We start from the raw sequence: 14616 nt of genomic DNA, 5'->3' as shown, positions 1-14616 counted from the left end.
GACCACCGGGAAGGAATGGTTGATACCTTCAACCATACGGACGTGCGGTTGCGCGCTGCAACCAGGTTCCCGCACCGCCGCACCGGACCCGGCGAAACCCCGCGCACCACTCCCGTCAGCGGAACCGCTCAGCGGCGAGCGACCCGGGCGACCGATCAGAGCGGGTCCGTCTCGCCCAGGCGGTGCAGGAGGCGGGTGAGCTCGGCGACGTCCTGCGGCGGCCAGGCCGCGAAGACCTCGGTCCACCGCCTGCGCTGCTCGGCGAGCTGGTCGCTGACCTTCCCGCCGCCCTCCTCGGTGAGCACGACCAGCCGGGCGCGGGCATCGCTGGGGTCGGGGACGCGCTCGGCGAGACCGATCCGCACCACGGCGTCGACCTGCCTGCTCACCGTCGACTTGTCCAGCGAGAGGGCCGCCGCGATCGAGGAGATCCGCAGCGCCCCGTCCTGGGCCAGCAGCACGACCAGCGGGTAGGTGGTGGGGTCGAGCTTCGGGTGCACGGCGCGCGCGAGCTCGCGGGTGCGCAACCGCGTGCGGTGCGTCAGCGCGCGCATCTCCGCCTGCAGCGCGGGCAGGAGCTCTTCCGGCGACACGCGTCCTCCCGCGACGATCCGACGACTTGATCTTATGCGGCGCCGGTGCGGCACCGCCGCTCCCGCACAGCCCAGCGCCCGGCATCCTGGCCCGGTGCACCGGACGGCGCACGCCGCGACCACGCCGTTCGGCTCCCCCGGCCGCGCGTCACGGCGTGTAGGGCAACACCGGGTCCTCCGGGCGGCCGCCGCGCCGCCCCCGGCCGGGGTGGCCCTTGAGCCGCCAGCCGATGCCGCGGGCCATCTCCCGCTCCGCGTCCCGGGCGGCGATGTCGCGCCGCTTGTCCCAGTTCTTCTTGCCCCGCGCCAGCGCCAGCTCCACCTTCACCCAGCCGTCCTTGAAGTACATCGACAGCGGCACCAGCGCGAACCCGGTCTCCCGGGACTTGCCGGTGAGCGTGCGGATCTCCTTGGCGTGCAACAACATCTTGCGGGAGCGGCGCGGGGTGTGGTTGGTCCAGCTGCCGTGCCAGTACTCGGCGACGTGCAGGTTGCGCAGCCACACCTCGCCCGCGTCGACGGTGGCGAACGCCTCCGCCAGCGAGGCGCGGCCCAGGCGCAGGCTCTTGACCTCGGTGCCGACCAGGACCAGGCCCGCCTCGTAGGTGTCGACGATCGTGTAGTGGTGCCGGGCCCGGCGATTCGTCGCGATCACCGAGCGGTCGCCGTGCTGGACCATGCCCCCGACTCTACGACCTCCCCGCGCCAGCTCATCCGATCCGGTGAGCGAGGGCCGCCGCGGAACCGAGATCGTTCCGCCGGGAGCCGGGAGCTGCTGAACTCCTCGGTGATCGTCCGCCCCCGGAAGGACTCCCGATGCGCGCTCCCCGGCCCCTCGCGGCACTGCTGCTGGTGCCCCTGCTCCTGCTCGGCACTCCGGCGGCCCGGGCCGCCCCCGCCCGCGACGGCGCGGGTTGCGCCGCGGCGCTCGACTGCACGGCTTCGGAGCTGGAGGCGCTGCCGCTGACCGAGCGGCTGGTGTTCCTGCGCGCGGTGCAGGAGGAGGTGGCCGCCGGTTACGTGCCGGGCTTCCGGCACTGGCGCAACATCGAGGGCATCATCACCTTCTTCGCCGAGAACGGCTTCGGCGAGCGCGGCAGCTGGGTCTCGCACGTGGACGCGGGGATCCTGGAGGGCCTGGAGCGCGGCACCGCGATGGCCCTCGGCCGCTCCGGGGACGACTTCGGCAATCCCGGCTCGCGGCTGTGGGCGGACTACCTGCGGCGGCTGCACCGCGGCGAGCTCGCCGAGCGCCGCGAGCACGATCCGGCCTGGGGCGAGGCCGAGCAGGCCTCCACCGAGCACGGGGTGCGGCTCGCCCAGCGGCACGGCGCGGTCGCGAGCCGGCTCGACGAGCGGATCTACGCCTTCTCCGAGCTGTACCGGTGGATGCTGCGCAACCCGCCCACCGCGCTCCACGCGCTGAACGAGGTGGTGGCCGGCACCGCGGGGATCCCGTTGGTCCCGGCCGACTTCCTGCGCTGGTTCACCGATGTCACGATCCCGGAGCCGACCTACCGGGGAGCGCACGTGGCCCGCGACGTGGCCCTGCCCGACCCGGTGGCGGCCCCGGTGAGCGCGCTGCGGCTGCTGCTGGCCTACGCACCCGAGCTGCTGGAGGGACCGCCGGTCGCTCGCTAGGCCGGCGGGCCTCGGCCGGATCGACGCCGGCCGCGCACGCGGGGCGGGACGCCGGCGCGCGGTTCACCGGCCTCACCACCACCGCCGCGCACCTCGCGTGCGAACGACCTTAGTTGAACATGATTGTCATCATCATCTAGGCTGGCTCCCGTCGATCCCGCACCCGAGGAGGACGGATGAAGGTCCGCGCGTCGCTGAAGTCGCTCAAGGAGAAGGACGGATCCCAGGTCGTGCGCAGGCGCGGCAAGTTGTACGTGGTCAACAAGCGCAACCCGCGCTGGAAGGGGCGCCAGGGCTGACCCGGCCGCCCGGCCGTCGCCGTCGCGCCTGTAACGAGCGGATCGTCCGTTCCGACGATCAGGTGAGCGGCCGGAACCGCGTCACCGGGGGACGCGCGCGGGCGGTGAGGGGAGCTGCGATGTCGTGGGGCCATGCCGTCGTCGACGTGCACACCACAGGTCCGCTGCCGGAGGTCGGGCACCGCGTCGCCGAGATCGGCGTCGTGCTGCTGGACCAGGACGGAGCGGTGCAGGGCGAGTGGTGCACGCTCGTGGACCCGCCGTGCGACCTCGGGCCTCGGCAGCGGCACGGCATCTGCGCGGCCGAGGCCCGCTCCGCCCCGACCTTCGCCGAGATCGCCCCGGAGCTCACCCACCTGCTGCGCGGCCGGGTGCTGGTGGCCCACCACCTCGGCTTCCACGCCCGGTTCCTCGCCGCGGAGTACGCCCGGCTGGGATTCGGCGCCCTGGAGGTGCCGCGCGCCGGGCTGTGCACGATGAAGCTGTCCCGCAGCTTCCTCTACACGGCGGGCCGGGGGCTGGCCGCCTGCTGCGACGCGGCGGGCGTGCCCCAGGCGCAGGCCCGCTCCGCCCTGCACGAGGCGCGGGCGGCGGCCGGGCTGTTGCGCTACTACCGCCGGCTCTCCCCCGACGATCCGCGCTGGGCCTGGGCGGAACGCACCGCGCGGACCTGGCAGTGGCCCGAGCTGCCCGGTACCGCGGCGCGGCCCGCGCCGCGGCGGCGCGCGGAGGCGGTGCCCGAGCACTACCTGGCGCGGCTGGTGGAGGTGCTGCCCACCGTGCCGGAACCACCGCAGGCCGACGAGTACCTGGCGGCGCTGGACGCCGCGCTGGTCGACCGCGTGCCGACCGCGACCGGCCGGGTGGTGCTGGCGCGCTCCGCCGAGGACTGCGGGCTGGACCGCGGGCAGATCCGCGCGCTGCACCGGGACTACCTGGGCGCGCTGGCCGCCGCCGCGACCGCGGGAGGCACCCCGACCTCCGCCGAGCGCACCGAACTCGCCCTGGCGGCCCGGCTGCTCGGGCTGCGTCGCTGGGACCTCAACGCGGCGCTGGCCGCCGACCGCCCGGCCCTCGCCCCGCGAGCCCTGCCGTTCAGGTGACCGGGCCCGTTCGACGGCGAACGGGCCCGGCCATCAGCGCGCGGGGAGGACGCGGTTGGTGAGCTCGCCGAAGGCGATCCGGCCGCCGGAGGCCGCCGGCGCGGAGGCCGTGAGGGTGATCTCGTCCCCGTCCTCCAGGAAGGTCCGCGGCCGACCCCCGACCACGACCGGTTCGGCCCCGCCCCAGGTCAGCTCGATGAACGCGCCGCGCTGGTCCGGCTCCGGGCCGGAGACCGTGCCGGAGGCGAACAGGTCACCGGTGCGGCAGGTCGCGCCGTTCACGGTCAGGTGCGCCAGCATCTGCGCCGGGGACCAGTACATCTCCCGGTACGGCGGGCGGCTGACCTCCTCGCCGTTCCAGCGGACGCTGAACTCGACGTCCAGCCCCCACGGTTCGGACTCCCGCAGGTAGGGCAGCGGCGTCGGGTCCTGCACCGGCGTGGGGACCCGGGCCCCGCCCAGCGCGAGCAGCGGCACCACCCACGGCGAGATCGAGGTCGCGAAGCTCTTGCCGAGGAACGGTCCCAGCGGGACGTACTCCCAGGCCTGCAGGTCGCGCGCGGACCAGTCGTTGACCAGCACCGCGCCGAAGACGTGCTCGGCGAAGTCCTCGACCGGCACCGGAACGCCCGGTTCGGACCCGGCACCGACGACGAAGCCCAGCTCCGCCTCGATGTCCAGCCGCCTGCTGGGGCCGAAGCTCGGCGCGGCCTCGTCCGGGGCCTTGCGCTGCCCGTTCGGGCGCGGGATCGGGGTGCCGGAGGGGATCACGGTGCCGGCGCGACCGTGGTAGCCGACGGGCAGGTGCTTCCAGTTCGGCATCAGCGGCGCCGCGTCCGGCCGGAACAACCGGCCGAGGTTCGAGGCGTGGTGCTCGGAGGCGTAGAAGTCGACGTAGTCGGCGACCTCGAACGGCAGGTGCAGCCGCACCTGCTCCAGCGGGTGCACCGCCGCGTCCGGCACCTCGCCGGAGACGAGCTCGACGATGCGCTCCCGCACCTGCTCCCAGCACCGCTTGCCCCGCGCCATCAGCGGGTTCAACGAGGGCACGGCGAACAGCGGATCGTCCAGCGCCGCCGCGAGGTCAACGACCACGTCGGCCAGCCGCACGCCCACCCGGGGATCACCGCCGGGCGGGCTGAACACGCCGTAGGGCAGGTTGTCCCGGCCGTAGCCGGACTCCGCGGGCACGTCGATGATCACTGGGTCGCTCCTCGTCCGTCGTCGGTGAGACCGAGCGCGGCCAGGTCGGCCAGCGGCTCGTCGATGCTGCAGGTGCCGAAGGAGGTGAACCGGGCCCGCGCCGCCGCGATCCGTTCCGCGCCGAGCCCGGCCACCTGAGCGGCCAGGCCCGCGCCGTCCCGGTCGGCCAGCACCGCCACCAGGTCCGGCACCGGGGCGCCGCCGAGCGCGGCGTCCACGGCGAGCAGGATGTTCAGGAACCCGTGCTGCTCGAACCCGGTGCCCGGGGCGGTGTTGCGGATCGCGCGGTGCAGCCCGGCGGTGGCCTTGAACGGGAGCTCCCGGCGCACCACCTCGGCGATCGCGGCGGCGAGTTCGGCCTCGTCCGGGTGCAGCTCGGCCCGGACCCCGCCGGTGCGGAACTTCGCCCGGCAGCCCAGCGGGCCCAGCACCGCCAGCACCTCCGGGCGGCGTCCGTCCCGGGGCACCTCCACGTAGATCTCGGTGGCGGTGGCCTCCCGGACGCCGGCCAGCGCGGCCCGCAGCTGTTCGCCGCCGAGCTCGGCCGGGACCGGGATCTCCAGCGCTCGCAGGGAGAACCGCGTCTCCGCGAGTTCCGCGAGCACCGCGGCCACCCCGACCGGCCCGTCCGGGACGGTCACCGACAGCGCGGTGGTGCCGTCCGGATCCGCGGCGCGCAGCCGGGCCAGTGCGGGGGCCGCCACCACCAGCGGCCCGACCGCTCCGGCGTGCGGGGCGGCGCGGTGCCGGGCGTGCGCCCGCACCGCCTCCGGCAGCGGCAGCTCACCGGGCGGGAACATCGCCGCGTCGTCCAGCAGCCCCGCGACCAGCGCGGTCACGACTGCGGCCCCCGCCCGGACCAGGTCCAGGCGTACTTCCCGTCGTCGCAGGCCGAGCCGCCCTCGCCGAGCTCCAGCGGGCGGAAGGTGTCGACCATGACGGCGAGCTCGTCGAAGAACTCCACGCCGATGCTGCGCTCGTAGGCCCCGGGCTGCGGTCCGTGCGAGTGCCCGCCGGGGTGCACCGAGACCGAGCCCTGCCCGATGCCGGATCCCTTGCGCGCCTCGTAGTTCCCGCCGCAGTAGAACATGATCTCGTCGCTGTCCACGTTGGAGTGGTAGTAGGGCACCGGGATCGACAGCGGGTGGTAGTCCACCTTGCGGGGGACGAAATTGCAGATCACGAAGTTCTCGCCCTCGAACACCTGGTGCACCGGCGGCGGCTGGTGCACCCGGCCGGTGATCGGTTCGAAGTCGTGCACGCTGAACGTGAACGGGTAGAGGCAGCCGTCCCAGCCGACCACGTCGAAGGGGTGCTCCGGGTAGACCAGCCTGGTTCCGACGATGCCGGTGGAGCCGCGGTGCTTGAGCAGCACCTCCACGTCGGTGCCCTCCCGCAGCAGCGGCTCGGTCGGTCCGTGCAGGTCGCGCTCGCAGTAGGGCGCGTTCTCCAGCAGCTGCCCGAACCGGGACAGGTAGCGCTTCGGCGGGACGATGTGCCCGTTGCCCTCGATCGCGTACACCCGAACCGGCTCGCCCTCGTGCGGCAACCAGCGGTGGGTGGTGGAGCGCGGGATGAGCACGTAGTCGCCCGCGGTCGCCTCCAGCGCGCCGAACACCGTCTCCACGGTGGCCGAACCGGACTCCAGGTAGACGACCTCGTCGCCGATCCCGTTCCGGTACAGCGGGGAGGGGCGGGCCGCGACCGCGTAGGAGAGCCGCACGTCGGCGTTGCCCAGCACCAGCCGGCGCCCGGTGACCACGTCGGCGGCGGCCGCCTGATCGGCGCCGAACAGCTCGTGCAACCGCAGGTGCCGCGGGCGCAGCGGGTGGTTCGGGGTCGTCGCCTGGTCCGGGAGCTCCCAGACCTGCGAGTCGACGATCGCCGAGGGCAGGTTCCGGTGGTAGAGCAGCGAGGAGTCCGAGGAGAACCCCTCCTCCCCCATCAGCTCCTCGAAGTACAGCCGTCCCCGGTCGTCGCGGTGCTGGGTGTGCCGCTTGGGCGGAACCTCACCGAGCTGGCGGTAGTGCGCCATGACCTCGTCTCCTCTGCCGTTGTTCGGTAGCGGGATGCGCCGCGCAGCCATTGCACAGAACGCCGCCGCGGCGCACCACCGCTGAAAGCGCGAGCACCCGCCGAGCGGGCCTCAGTCGGGGACCGCCGCCGGTTCGACGGCGCCGGTGCGGTCGCGGGGCAACCGGACCGCCAGCAGCATGAGCGCGCACACCAGCAAGCAGCCGATCGGGAAGTACAGGCCCAGCGAGACATCGCCCTCGCCCGCGTTGATCCCGATGACGTACGGGCCGAGGAACCCGCCGAGCGCGGCGATCGAGTTGATCGCGGCGAGCCCCACCGCGGTGTGCTCCCTGGACAGCAGCCGCGCCGCCATCGCCCAGTACGGCGCCATGTAGCCGAGCACCCCGATCGCCACCATCGACAGGCACACCAGCGCGGGCACCGGATCCTGGCGGAACCAGATCGTGCCCGCCAGCCCGATCGCCGCCAGCAGCATCAGCGCCACCACGTGCCCGCGCCGCTCCCCGGTGCGGTCGGAGTTGCGCGCCACCAGCAGCATCCCGACCGCGCCGACCAGGAACGGGATCGCGCCCAGCACCCCGATGTTGGTCGCCGAGTAGGACGGGTCGAGCTGGCTGATGATCTGCGGCACGAAGAAGGTGAACCCGTAGAGCCCGCAGGCCGCGAACAGGTTCGCCACGGCCAGGTAGAGCACCTTGCGGTTCTTGAGGATCCGCAGCTGGCCGAGGAAGGTCTCCGGCTCCTCGGCGGTGTACTCGGCGCGGATCGCCCGCTCCAGCCACTCCCCCTCCTGGGCGGTGAGGAAACGCGCCCCGCTCGGCCGGTTCGGCAGGTACAGCAGGGTGAGCACGCCCAGCAGCACCGCCGGGGCGCCCTGCAGGATGAACACCCAGCGCCAGCCGCTCAGGTCGAACCAGCGCACGTGGTCCAGGATGAACCCGCCGGTCAGGCTGCCCAGCACCATCGCGATCGGTTGCGCCAGCGCGAGCGCGGCGATCGCTCGGCCGCGCTCCTGGGTGCGGAACCACAGGGTCATGTAGAGCAGCAGTCCGGGGAACAGCCCCGCCTCGGCGATGCCGAGCAGGATCCGCGCGCCGTAGAGCTGCGGGATGTTCTGCACGAACCCGGTGAGCACGGTGACCAGGCCCCAGGTGATCGCGATGCGGGCCAGCCAGAGCCGGGCCCCGATCTTCTTCATGATCATGTTGCTGGGGATCTCGAACAGCACGTAGACCAGGAAGAAGATCGACGCGGCGATGCCGAACGTCGCGGTGGTGATGGCCAGCTCGTGCTGCATCCCGAGCTGGGCGTAGCTGATGTTGGCCCGGTCCATGTAGTTGAACACGTACAGCAGGCCGACGATCGGCAGGATCCGGAACGAGACCTTCCGGATCGTCCTCCTGCCGAGCTCGTCCTCGACGGCTGGTGCGGACATGATTCTCCTCGACGGTGAGCAGGATGTCGGTTCAGGCGGCGCGGCGCGCGGCGGAACGGCCGGCGGCGCGGCCCATCGTGATGGCGTTCGCGACCGCGTTGCCGCCGCCGACGTAGCGGGCGCCGAGCACCCCGGCCCCGGCCTCGCCCGCCGCGAACAGGCCGGGCACCGGCGTCCCCCGCCGGTCCAGCACCGCCGCCGAGGCGTCGATCTCCAGCCCGGCGTGGGTGCAGACGAGCTCGGCGGGCAGGGTGCGCACGGCGTAGTACGGCGGCTGGTCGATCGGGTCGGGCGGCTGCTCGGAACCCTTGTTGCGCAGCGTTCGGTCCCGACCGAAGTCGTCGTCGGAGCCGCGGGGCAACCGCGCGTTCCACCGGTCGACCTCGGCGGTGAGCGCCTCGGCGGGCACCCCGATCGCGGCGGCCAGCTCGGGAAGCGATCCGGCGCGGGCGGTGCGGCCCGCCTCGGCCTCCCGCAGCACCTTCCCGGGCTCCCAGTCGGCGTACCCGGCGGGCAGCGCGCACCGGGCTCGCTCGTCGAACACCGACCACACGGGCCCGCCCTGGGCCTCGATGATCCCGGTGGACACCGCGTAGGAGGCGTCCTCGTCCATGAAGCGGCGACCGCGCGCGTTGACGTGCAGCCGCGACTTCGGCGGGAAACCGGACTGCCAGTGGTGCATCCGCTGGAAGTAGGCGGTGGGCAGCATCAGGCCCCAGCCGTCCCCGGCCAGCCCGGCGTCGACCTGCTCGCCGAACCGCAGGTGATCGCCCCGGCTGCCTTCGCCCGCGACCACGAACAGCGCCTCCCCGGCTCGCCCGGCGGCCGGGTAGTGCCGCGCCAGCAGCTCGGGATCGCGGGCGAACCCGCCGCTGGCGATCACCACGGAGTCCGCGGCGACCTCCACGTCGTCGGCCACCACTCCCGACACCCGGCCGCCGGTGGTGAGCAGCCGCTGCACCCGCGTCGCGAGGACCACCTCCACGCCCCGCGCCCGGCGGGCCCGGTCGAGCACCCGCACCACGCCGTAGCCCTGGTCCTTGGGCACGTGCCCGCGCCAGACGTCCTCCACCCCGGCCTGGCACAGGCCCGGCTGGTGGGCGTTGCCGGAGACCCGGGCGGGAACCTCCAGGCCGAGCTCGATCAACCACTCCAGCGCCGCGCCCGCGCGCCCGCAGAACTCGCGGACCAGGCCGGGCCGCAGCAGCCACTGGTTGAGGTCCATGTAGTGCTGGAAGAACGCCTCCGGCGAGTCCCGCACGCCCAGCGCCTCCTGCACGCTGGTGCCCGCGGCGGTGAACATGCCCGCCGAGAGCTGCGTGGAGCCGCCGAGCTCGCGCTCGGACTCGAACAGCAGCACCGAGGCGCCGCGCTCGGCGGCCGAGACCGCCGCGGCCAGCCCGGCTCCGCCGCCGCCGACCACGACGACGTCGTAGCGCTCGCTCATCCCGGAGCACCTCCGCTCTCGGCGAGGATCCGGTGGTACAGCCCGTTGGACACCAGTCCGCCGTCCACGGTGACCTCGCTGCCGGTCAGGTAGGCGGAGCGCTCCGAGAGCAGGAACAGCACCGCCTCGGTGATCTCCTCGGGCGTCCCGGTGCGCCCGGCGGGGATGCTGGCCACCGCCGAGGCCACGAAGGCGTCCGCGCCGTCGAGCAGCGGGGTGCCGACCAGTCCCGGGTGCACCGAGTTCACCCGGATCCCCCAGGCCGCGAACTCCCCGGCCGCCGACTTGGACAGTCCGGTGAGCCCCCACTTGCTCGCCGAGTACGAGGGCGAGAAGTAGCCGATCTGGCCGGAGATGGAGGAGATGTTCACGATCGAACCGCCGCCGGACTCGCGCATCAGCCCCGCGACGGCCCGCATCCCGTGGAACGGGCCGGACAGGTTCACCCGCAGCACCCGGTCCCAGACCTCCTCGGTGGTGTCGGTGAACCCGAGCCGCCGCGAGATGCCCGCGTTGTTCACCAGCCCGCCGAGGTTCCCGCGCTCGGCGCGGATCTCCCCGACCACCCGCGCCCACGACCCGGGATCGGTGACGTCGAGCTCGTGCGCGGAGGCCGACCCGCCCGCCGCGATGATGTCGGCGGCCACCGGCCCGGCGTCGAGCACGTCGGCGAGGCAGACGTGCACGCCGCGCCGCCCCAGCGCCGCGGCGTGCGCGGCGCCCATCCCCCGCGCCGCGCCGGTGATGAGCGCGGTGCTCGGGTAGCGGACCCGCTCGGCGGCCGACACGCGCGGCTCAGACATGCCGGGACCCGCCGTCCACCGCGATGCTGTGCCCGGTGATGTAGCGGGCGCTGTCCGAGAGCAGGAACAGCAACGCGCCGAACACCTCCTCCGGCGAGCCGATCCGGTGCAGCGGCACCGCGTCCACCGCGTGCCGCAGCGCGACCGGGTCCTCCTTGACCCAGCGGGTCATCTCCGTGTCGATGTAGCCGGGGGCGAGCGCGTTCACCCGGATCCCGCGATCGCCGAGTTCCACCGCGAGCGACTCGGTCAGGTGCGCCACCGCCGCCTTCGAGGCGCAGTAGGCGCCCCGTCCGCGCCGGACGCGGGTCGCCGAGACCGAGGACATGTTCACGATCGCCCCGCCCGGGCCGAGGTGGCGGGCGGCGGCCTGGGCACCGAACAGGACGCCCTCGACGTTCACCGCGAGGGTGCTGGAGATCTGGTCCGGGCCGATCTCCTCGACCGGGGCCTGCGGGAAGATTCCCGCGTTGTTGACCCAGAAGTCCAGCCCGCCGAATTCCGCGAGCGCGGCGGCGGCGAGCTCCTCGTGCTGCTCAGCCACCGCCACGTCGACGGCGCGGCCGAGGACCCGGCCGTCGAGCCCGGCGGCGTTGATCTCGGCGGCGGTCGCGGTCATCAGCTCGGCGTCGAGATCACCGCCCACCACGTGCACCCCCCGGGCGGCCAGGCCGCGCGCGAACACCGCGCCCATGCCGCGGGCCGCGCCGGTGACCACGGCGACCTTGCCGTGCTGCTCGGGGTAGTGTGCGGTGATCGGCTGGTGCAGGGCACCGCCGGGGCCGGAATCGGTGGTCATCGGGTCTCCTCGGCTGAGTCGGGGGCGGCTTCCCGGTGCGGGGCGGTCCGCTGGTCGTCCCGGCGGACCTCGCGGCGGCGCACCCGCCAGCGGCCGCCGGTGCGCACCAGGTCGTCGGTGAAGGTGGTCATCCGCAGCAGCCTCGGCTCGCCCTCCGCCGGGGTGCTGATGATCTGGAGGTAGCCGCGAGCGGTGAGCGCGTCCGGACCCGCGGCCTCGACGGCGACGTTGGTGATCACGTGCCGGGTGCGGGTGCCCGCCGCGCGGTCGGCCTCGGCGAAGCGCTCCGCGAACGCGCGCAGCGCGGCGGTGCCGAGCACCGGTTCCGGATAGCTCGGCGAGCGGAACTCGCCGCCGGGCTCGAAGGTCGCGGCCCACTCGGCGGCGCGGCCCTCGTCGATGCGCTGGCTCTGCGCGCCGTAGAGCTGGTGGACCTGGGCGAGCGCGTCGGGCCCCGGATCTCCTCCGGGCACGGGCCCTGCTCCCGGCATCGGTTCCTCCTGCCTCCGGTCGACCACGTCCGGATCAATGTGCTATTATCGCACGCAGTGTGCGATTAAGTGGACTGTAAGCGGGCCCACTTCGGGCGTCAAGACCTGCGCAGGAGGAACGTCATGCCCGAGAACGGCGCGGATCCGGCCGCTGCGGACGTCCCGGAGCTCGACTCCGGGATGTCCAAGACGCTGCACAACGGGCTGCGAATCCTCGAACTGCTCGCCGAACACCCGCGCGGGCTGCCGCTGGGCGAGATCGCCGAGCGCGTCGGGGTGCACCGGACCGTCGCGCACCGCCTGGTGCGAACCCTCGAAGCGCATCGGCTCTGCCGCCGGGACGAGGTCAAGCGGATCTCGCTGGGGGCCGGGCTGGTGCAGCTCAGCGAGCCGGTCGAGCAGGATCTGCGCACGCTCGCCCGCCCGGTGCTCGACGAACTCGCGGAGCGGACGCGGGCGACGGCGCACCTGGTGCTGCAGGAGGACGAGCACCGGGTGCGGATGCTCATGATCGTCGAGCCCCGGCGGGCCCGGATGCACGTCGCGTTCCGGCCGGGGCAGATCGATCCGATCGACCGCGGCTCGGCCGGGCTCGCACTGCTGGCGGCGGGACCGCCGCGCGAGCGGGAGCGCGACGAGGTGCGACGCACCCGGGAGCGGGGGTTCGCCGTGTCCTACGGGGAGATCGCGCCCTCGATCACCGGCATCTCCGCGCTCGTCCCCGGCACCGAGCGCCCGATCAGCCTCGGCCTCTCCCTCTTCGAGGTCGACGACGAGGAGCAGCTGGGCTGCCTCGTCCGCGAGGCCGCCCAGCGCCTCGCCGCCCTCCTCCGCTGACTTCCGCGGCCCGCGCGTCGGCAGCACGGCGGTGGACGATCATCACCGGACGCGGGCCGGACTCCTCCGCGCCGCGCGGCCGGTGCGGGCCCGGATCCCTCGGCCAGCGCTCCCGGGAAGTCGCGGGGAAGCGTGCGCGCGGACCGCGCTCCCGGGCGGCACGCCCGAAACCAGCACCGCCCGCGCTCCCGGGCGGGATCCGATCCGGATCAGTCCTCGTCGTCGGGGTCCCGGACGAAGAGGGTCCGGCCGCGCAGCACGGTGCGCTGGCAGCGCGGCAGGGGCGCCCCCGGGCTCAGGTCCGGCAGCGGCGGCACCCCGGCGCGCGGATCGGTCGACCAGCGCTGCACCCGGGAGTCCGGCGCGGCGACCACGAGATCGCCCGTCTCCCAGACCGCGTAGGTCGCCGGCGCCCCCGGGATCAGCGCGCCCGTCACCCCGTCGTCCACCCCGGCGGCGCGCCAGCCGCCCCGGGTGTGCGCGGTGAACGCGGCGCGCGGCGAGATGCCGAATCCGTCGGTGCGGTGGTGCACCGCGGCCCGGATCGCGCCCCACGGATCGACCGGCGTCACCGGCGCGTCCGAGCCGAAGGCGAGCACCACGCCGTTCGCCGCCAACGAGGAGAACGGGTTCAGCCGCGTCCCGCGCGGCACGCCGAGGCGGCGCGCGTACATGTCCCCCGGCCCGCCCCAGGCCGCGTCGAAGCAGGGCTGCACCGAGGCGACCACGCCGAACGAGCCGAGCTCGGCGGCCTGCTCGGCGTCGACCATCTCCAGGTGCTCCAGCCGGTGCCGCATCCCCGCCAGCGCGGGCACGCCCAGCACCTTCGCCGCGCGCCGGAAGCCCTCGCAGGCCTCGGCCACCCCGGCGTCGCCGATCACGTGGAACCCGGCCTGCAAGCCGTGCCGGGTGCAGTCGATCAGGTGCTCGGCCACCGCCTCGGCGTCCAGGTACAGCACCCCGGAGGTCGTGGGGTCGTCGGCGTAGGGCGCGCCCAGCGCGGCCGTGCGCGACCCGACCGCGCCGTCGACGAACAGGTCGCCGCCGAGGCCGCGGACCCCGAGTTCGCGGGCGGTCGACAGCGCGCCGAGCTCCCCCCAGTAACCCACGACCTCGGGCACGTCCCCGCCCGCGGACAGTTCCAGCAGGTCTCGCAGGTCGTCGGCGCCGGAGATGTCCGGACCCGCGCACTCGTGCACGCTCGCCACCCCGCAGGAGGCGGCGTGGCGCAGGAAGGCCAGCTGAGCCTCGCGTCGCTGGGCCGCGCCGAGCGACTCGCGGGCGGCGCTGCGCGCGTGGTGGTGCGAGACGCGGGTCAGCGGACCGTCGGGGCTCCAGCCCTCGGTGTCCTTGGCCAGCGGCGCGCGGTCGATCAGCGCGCTCGACACCAGCGCCGAGTGCACGTCGATCCGCGACAGGTAGACGGGCGCGCCGCCGCAGGCGTTGTCGATCTCGGCGCGGGACGGCGGGCGCCGCTCCGGCCACCACGTCTCGTCCCAGCCGTGGCCCCACACGAGCGCGCCCGGGTGCTCCTCGACGTGGTCGCGCAGCGCGTGCAGGAACTCGGTGAGCGACGCGCACCCGGTCAGGTCCAGCCCGTTGATCAACAGGCCGGACGAGGTGGCGTGCACGTGCGCGTCGACGAACGCGGGCGCGACGAACGCCCCGCCCAGGTCGACGACCTCCGCTTCGGGATGCAGTGCCCGGCCGACCCTGTCGGAGCCGACCCAGGCGATGGTGCCATCGATGACGGCCATCGCGGTGGCGTCGGCATCGGCGGGCGAATGAATCCGGCCGCCGAGCAGCAACGTGGTCTCGGACATGTCCTGTGTTCCCTGTCCTGGGGATCTCCCCCGGCTTCGGCTTGCTGGCGGCGCAAGCTCGGCGACCTGTCCCGCCCGGTCCCCGCGCATCGACGCGGGCCCTCC

At 74.2% G+C, this 14616-nt stretch carries 15 protein-coding genes; 4 read left to right on the top strand and 11 right to left on the bottom strand.

Going from position 1 to position 14616, the window contains the following annotated elements; genetic code table 11:
* Window positions 1-155 precede the first annotated feature (155 nt).
* Entirely contained in the window at window positions 156-593 is a 438-nt protein-coding gene (locus ACL03H_RS03770; protein WP_412809644.1) for a MarR family winged helix-turn-helix transcriptional regulator, read from the bottom strand.
* A 148-nt stretch (window positions 594-741) separates the two neighbouring features.
* Window positions 742-1272, bottom strand: coding sequence for an SsrA-binding protein SmpB (gene smpB, locus ACL03H_RS03765; protein ID WP_412809643.1), 531 nt, complete (start codon window positions 1270-1272; stop codon window positions 742-744).
* Between the two features lie 137 nt (window positions 1273-1409).
* Here smpB and ACL03H_RS03760 point away from each other — a divergent pair, with 137 nt between their 5' ends.
* From ACL03H_RS03760 to ACL03H_RS03750, 3 genes are all read left to right on the top strand, one after another.
* On the top strand, window positions 1410-2234 hold the full coding sequence (locus ACL03H_RS03760; RefSeq protein WP_412809642.1) for a hypothetical protein: 825 nt from the start codon (window positions 1410-1412) through the stop codon (window positions 2232-2234).
* 176 nt (window positions 2235-2410) lie between these two features.
* Entirely contained in the window at window positions 2411-2533 is a 123-nt protein-coding gene (gene ykgO, locus ACL03H_RS03755) for a type B 50S ribosomal protein L36 (protein WP_184479917.1), read from the top strand.
* Window positions 2534-2652: 119 nt separating this feature from the next.
* Complete coding sequence (locus ACL03H_RS03750) at window positions 2653-3636, top strand: 3'-5' exonuclease (RefSeq protein ID WP_412809641.1); 984 nt, start codon at window positions 2653-2655, stop codon at window positions 3634-3636.
* Window positions 3637-3669: 33 nt separating this feature from the next.
* Here ACL03H_RS03750 and fahA read toward each other — a convergent pair whose 3' ends face one another.
* The 8 genes from fahA to ACL03H_RS03710 all read right to left on the bottom strand — a co-directional run bounded on the left by fahA (window position 3670) and on the right by ACL03H_RS03710 (window position 11851).
* Window positions 3670-4839, bottom strand: a complete 1170-nt coding sequence (gene fahA / locus ACL03H_RS03745; RefSeq protein ID WP_412809640.1) for a fumarylacetoacetase — start codon at window positions 4837-4839, stop codon at window positions 3670-3672.
* The gene (locus tag ACL03H_RS03740; RefSeq protein ID WP_412809639.1) at window positions 4836-5678 is read right to left on the bottom strand and encodes a hypothetical protein; all 843 of its coding nucleotides are present in this window, start codon (window positions 5676-5678) and stop codon (window positions 4836-4838) included. The genes fahA and ACL03H_RS03740 overlap by 4 nt, the downstream gene beginning before the upstream one ends.
* On the bottom strand, window positions 5675-6874 hold the full coding sequence (locus tag ACL03H_RS03735) for a homogentisate 1,2-dioxygenase (RefSeq protein WP_412809638.1): 1200 nt from the start codon (window positions 6872-6874) through the stop codon (window positions 5675-5677). Before ACL03H_RS03735 ends, ACL03H_RS03740 begins: the two co-directional genes overlap by 4 nt.
* A gap of 111 nt (window positions 6875-6985) precedes the next feature.
* Window positions 6986-8311 (bottom strand): MFS transporter, encoded by a 1326-nt coding sequence (locus ACL03H_RS03730; RefSeq protein WP_412809637.1) that lies wholly within the window; start codon window positions 8309-8311, stop codon window positions 6986-6988.
* 31 nt (window positions 8312-8342) lie between these two features.
* Entirely contained in the window at window positions 8343-9758 is a 1416-nt protein-coding gene (locus ACL03H_RS03725; protein WP_412809636.1) for an FAD-dependent oxidoreductase, read from the bottom strand.
* Window positions 9755-10561, bottom strand: coding sequence for an SDR family NAD(P)-dependent oxidoreductase (locus ACL03H_RS03720; protein WP_412809635.1), 807 nt, complete (start codon window positions 10559-10561; stop codon window positions 9755-9757). Before ACL03H_RS03720 ends, ACL03H_RS03725 begins: the two co-directional genes overlap by 4 nt.
* On the bottom strand, window positions 10554-11360 hold the full coding sequence (locus ACL03H_RS03715; RefSeq protein ID WP_412809634.1) for an SDR family NAD(P)-dependent oxidoreductase: 807 nt from the start codon (window positions 11358-11360) through the stop codon (window positions 10554-10556). Before ACL03H_RS03715 ends, ACL03H_RS03720 begins: the two co-directional genes overlap by 8 nt.
* Window positions 11357-11851, bottom strand: coding sequence for a nuclear transport factor 2 family protein (locus tag ACL03H_RS03710; protein ID WP_412809633.1), 495 nt, complete (start codon window positions 11849-11851; stop codon window positions 11357-11359). The genes ACL03H_RS03715 and ACL03H_RS03710 overlap by 4 nt, the downstream gene beginning before the upstream one ends.
* A gap of 123 nt (window positions 11852-11974) precedes the next feature.
* Here ACL03H_RS03710 and ACL03H_RS03705 point away from each other — a divergent pair, with 123 nt between their 5' ends.
* Window positions 11975-12688, top strand: coding sequence for an IclR family transcriptional regulator (locus ACL03H_RS03705; protein WP_412809632.1), 714 nt, complete (start codon window positions 11975-11977; stop codon window positions 12686-12688).
* A gap of 209 nt (window positions 12689-12897) precedes the next feature.
* On the opposite strand, the gene ACL03H_RS03700 is transcribed toward ACL03H_RS03705, so the two are convergent.
* Entirely contained in the window at window positions 12898-14511 is a 1614-nt protein-coding gene (locus tag ACL03H_RS03700) for an amidohydrolase (protein ID WP_412809631.1), read from the bottom strand.
* Between the last annotated feature and the right edge of the window lie 105 nt (window positions 14512-14616).

It is taken from the genome of Saccharopolyspora antibiotica (genome assembly GCF_047200635.1).
Taxonomy (GTDB): domain Bacteria; phylum Actinomycetota; class Actinomycetes; order Mycobacteriales; family Pseudonocardiaceae; genus Saccharopolyspora_C.
The sequence above is the reverse complement of the archived record's forward strand: the minus strand, read 5'-3'. Positions and strand labels throughout refer to the sequence as shown.